Genomic DNA, 4070 nt, shown 5'->3' on the forward strand with positions numbered 1-4070 from the left:
GCGGTGACTGGAGTTCAGACGTGTGCTCTTCCGATCTCCCACCATGATAATGTGTTTTTAGTATATCCGAAATGCACTTTATATAATATAAGACTAATAAGTCAAATTAATGAAATATTTGATCTAAAATTTATTATTATAATAACAATCATGTAACCATTTAGCCATTATAAATCAGAGAGTCCATATTGTCAATATATTTATTAAACATATTTATATATTACATTATTTTTAAATTTTGTATATTCTAGGAGTAAGTCATTGTAAATTATTATATTACTATCTTATTCAGTGTTAATTCTATAAATTCATCTTTTCATTATATATTTATAGTCCACAATCAAACTTTAAACACTCTTCAAAAATTCTTTGTAATCTAAAAGCAATTGTTTAACCTCAACATAATTTTTTTTAGTGTTAATTTTGCTCTTAACTTCAGCACAATTGCTAAGACCTTTAATATACCAAGCTGTATGCTTTCGCATTTCTCTAACTGCCTTAATTTCTTCGTAATATCTTACAGCTAAATCTAAATGCCTTATGCACATATCTATTTTCTCGCCTTGTGTTGGGTATATGACCTCTTCTTTATTCATTGCCTGCATAACTTCTCTAAAAATCCACGGATTGCCCATAGCACCTCTTGCAATCATTATAGCATCGCAATTAGTAATTTCTTTTATCCGAATTGCATCCTCTACAGAAAATACATCTCCATTCCCTATTACCGGTATTTTAACGCTTTCTTTCACATCCCTTATAATGTTCCAATCAGCCTTACCTTCATACATTTGTTCGCGGGTTCTACCGTGAACCGCAATAGCATCCGCTCCAGCATCTTCTAGATATTTAGCAAATTCAACTGCATTAATACTATTTGAATCAAAGCCTTTTCTAAATTTGACCGTAACTGGCTTTGTAGAAACCTTTTTCATTTCTTTTATTATTTGTGCTGCAAGTTTAGGATTTTTCATTAATGCAGATCCCTCACCATTTTTCACTATTTTATGCACAGGACATCCCATATTTACATCGACAATAGATATATCATCCCTTGCATTGAAAATTTCACAAGCACTAGCCATAATCTTAGGATCATTTCCAAATATCTGAATAGCTATAGGTTTCTCTCCACCTGATATTCGCATAAGCGACTGCGTATTACTACTAGCATAATATAATCCTTTAGCACTTACCATTTCAGAATACAAAAGACCACAACCTAGTTCTTTGCATAAGCCTCTAAAAGCGATATCTGTAATTCCTGCCATAGGAGCCAAAAAAATATCGTTTTTCAATTCGACATTTGATATTTTCATTAAATCACCTATTCCCTGTTTTTTTCATAAATCATTCTAAGCCCTTCTAGCGTCAGATTTGGATGGAACTCATCAATAGTGGTCGAGTCTTTGGTTATTAACTTTGAAAGTCCCCCTGTTGCCACTACAAAAGGTTCTTCTTCTCCCATACTAATCATTTCACTTTTCATTCTATTAACAATATAATCTACCTGCCCTATATATCCATATATTATTCCAGACTGCATACTTGCAACAGTATTTTTACATATAACTGTATCTGGTTTTATAAGTTCAACTCTAGGTAACTTTGCCGCTCTCTCAAACAAAGCTTCTGAAGCTATTTTAATACCAGGACATATTGTTCCACCTAAATAATTAGCATCTTTACTTATAGCACAAAAGGTTGTAGCTGTTCCAAAATCAATTAAAATTAATGCTCTTTTATAAATTGCATGAGCAGACACAGCATTAACAATTCTATCTGCACCTACTTCTTTAGGATTGTCATATTTTACATTTATACCAGTCTTTACACCTGGACCAACTATCATAGGTATTAAATCAAAATATTTTCTTATCATATGTTCTAGTGAATACATAATATTTGGAACAACTGATGAAATTATTACTCCTTTAACATGTTCTACTTTTATGTTTCGTAAATGAAATAATTGCATTACCTGAATTCCATATTCGTCAGCTGTTTTATTTGAATCCGTAGAGAGTCTCCACTCCACAAGTAACTCTTTTTCCTTAAAAACTCCCAAAACAGTATTAGTATTTCCAACATCTAAAACTAATATCACTTTATACACCACCTATATAATATAAAACGACTTGCAATCTGCTTCATGTTTTTCATATGTTAAAACGATATAATAGCATATCAAATACAATAAAACATCTATATAACCCGTTATTAATTTATCAATCTAATTCTAACAATTTGAATATATTTGTCAAGTTAAATATTTATATGAAATTTTCATTAATATATATATTGTTACCCTAAAATAAGGATGTTATAGATATATTCTATAACATCCTTATTAAAATTTTGCAATAGTATCACATATTTTTAGAATAGCCCTGTAATAGTACCATCTTCAAAAATATCCATCTTATTTGCTGCAGGTATCTTTGGAAGTCCTGGCATTGTCATTATATTTCCAGTTAGCGCTACAATAAATCCAGCTCCATTAGATATAGTAATTTCTTTTATATTTATCGTAAAATTTGTTGGTCTACCCAAAAGTCTCGGATTATCCGACAAAGAGTTTTGAGTTTTAGCAACACATATAGGTACTTTATCAAGCCCTAGCTTTTCTATTTCAGCAATTTGCTTATTTGCAGCTGGAGTATATTCTACACCGTCAGCCCCATATATTTCCGTGGCAATAATATTGATTTTTTCTTTTATAGGAAGTTTCTCATCATATAGAACCTTAAAATTACTTTTATTATTTTTAATAGTATCTATTACTTTACTTGCGAGTTCTAGTCCTCCCTCTGCTCCCTTTTCCCAAACCTCTGTCAAATCTACCTTAACACCCTTTTGTGCGCAAAATTCTTTAATAAACTCTATTTCTTCTTCAGTATCAGAACTAAATTTATTTATTGATACTATTACCTGAACACCATATTTCTCAATATTCTCTATTTGTTTTTCTAAATTTCCAATTCCTTTTGAAAGTGCTTCTACATTAGGTTCGCTTAATTTATCTTTTTTTACTCCACCATGATGTTTAAGCGCTCTTATTGTAGCCACAAGAATCACGCAATCTGGTTTTAGATTACCATACCTAGATTTTATATCAAAAAATTTCTCAGCTCCTAAATCTGCACCAAATCCTGCTTCTGTTACAACGTAATCACCTAACTTAAGTGCCATTTTTGTTGCAAGTAGACTATTACAGCCATGAGCGATATTAGCAAAAGGTCCACCATGTATGATAGCTGGAGTGTTATCTAATGTCTGAACTAAATTTGGTTTTATAGCATCTTTCATAAGCAGAGCCATAGCACCATTAACAGATAAGTCCTTACAATAAACCGGGTTGCCACTCAAATCATATGCAACTAAAATTCTACCCATTCTTTCCTTTAGGTCCATAAGGTTACTTGCCAAACATAAAATAGCCATTATTTCTGATGCAACTGTTATCATAAACCCATCTTCACGTGTAAATCCATTAGGCTTCCCACCAAGTCCAACAACAATATGTCTTAAAACCCTATCATTCATATCCATAACTCTTTTAAATATGATTTTCCTGCTATCAATTCCAAGTTCGTTACCTTGTTGAATATGGTTGTCTATAGCCGCTGATAATAAATTGTTAGCAGCAGTTATAGCATACATATCTCCAGTAAAATGCAAATTTATATCCTCCATTGGTACAACTTGAGCATATCCGCCACCAGCAGCGCCACCTTTAATTCCAAATACAGGTCCAAGAGATGGTTCTCTTAAAGCAATTACCGCATTTTTACCTTGTTTACATATTGCGTCGGCAAGGCCTATTGTTACCGTTGATTTCCCTTCTCCAGCTGGAGTAGGATTAATTGCAGTAACTAATATTAATTTCCCATCTTTTTTATTTTCATTTCTTCTTAATACATCAAGCGAAATCTTTGCTTTATATTTTCCATATAAATCAATATCATCCTCGCATAATCCCATCTTCTGCGCAACTGCACTTATATGTAACATTTTAGCACTTTGTGCAATTTCTATATCACTTTTCATATGCTTCACCCCTTATATAT

At 32.1% G+C, this 4070-nt stretch carries 3 protein-coding genes; all 3 read right to left on the bottom strand.

Going from position 1 to position 4070, the window contains the following annotated elements; translation table 11 throughout:
- Window positions 1-347: 347 nt before the first annotated feature.
- The 3 genes from dusB to Q0649_RS16670 all read right to left on the bottom strand — a co-directional run bounded on the left by dusB (window position 348) and on the right by Q0649_RS16670 (window position 4050).
- Window positions 348-1319 carry a tRNA dihydrouridine synthase DusB gene (gene dusB, locus Q0649_RS16660; protein WP_298844627.1) on the bottom strand — a complete coding sequence of 324 codons (972 nt, stop codon included), beginning with the start codon at window positions 1317-1319 and terminating at the stop codon, window positions 348-350.
- 8 nt (window positions 1320-1327) lie between these two features.
- Window positions 1328-2107: a type III pantothenate kinase gene (locus Q0649_RS16665; protein ID WP_298844628.1), complete on the bottom strand. Its 780-nt coding sequence runs from the start codon at window positions 2105-2107 to the stop codon at window positions 1328-1330.
- Window positions 2108-2379: 272 nt separating this feature from the next.
- Window positions 2380-4050 carry a formate--tetrahydrofolate ligase gene (locus Q0649_RS16670; RefSeq protein ID WP_298844629.1) on the bottom strand — a complete coding sequence of 557 codons (1671 nt, stop codon included), beginning with the start codon at window positions 4048-4050 and terminating at the stop codon, window positions 2380-2382.
- Between the last annotated feature and the right edge of the window lie 20 nt (window positions 4051-4070).

It is taken from the genome of uncultured Clostridium sp. (genome assembly GCF_937920395.1).
Taxonomy (GTDB): Bacteria; Bacillota; Clostridia; order Clostridiales; family Clostridiaceae; genus Clostridium_AD.

What these genes read in the sequence shown, in the direction of transcription:
- Q0649_RS16670 (WP_298844629.1), bottom strand. Translation starts at nt 4,050, where the DNA reads ATGAAAAGTGATATAGAAATTGCACAAAGTGCTAAAATGTTACATATA.
- dusB (WP_298844627.1), bottom strand. Translation starts at nt 1,319, where the DNA reads ATGAAAATATCAAATGTCGAATTGAAAAACGATATTTTTTTGGCTCCT.